General features: G+C 50.7%; 1 protein-coding gene. It reads right to left on the bottom strand.

Annotated features, from left to right (window positions below):
• The coding region (locus ACSNOK_RS36680) for a hypothetical protein (protein ID WP_436784960.1) at nt 1-229 on the bottom strand (229 nt) is incomplete at both ends.

Raw genomic sequence — 229 nt, 5'->3', positions numbered from 1 at the left:
AATGTAAAATACTCATAGCAGCCAATGACGCCAAAGTCCCCATCGAGAACACCCGGATAAGCGCGATTCACGGAATACTCCTGACTGAGGTGAGCCTTCAGCGCCTCTCCTTTTTGTATCCGGTAGCCCGAGATATCGACCTTGCCTGTAATCGGAACCGCAGGCTTTGGGCCATGGTCCGGGCAATGATCGTAATAGTGCGGAATCGAAACATAGTACAGATCAGGAT

The organism is Streptomyces sp. URMC 126 (assembly GCF_051386555.1).
Lineage (GTDB): Bacteria > Actinomycetota > Actinomycetes > Streptomycetales > Streptomycetaceae > Streptomyces.
Note: the sequence above shows the minus strand (reverse complement) of the source record. Positions and strands in the feature narration are given on the sequence as shown.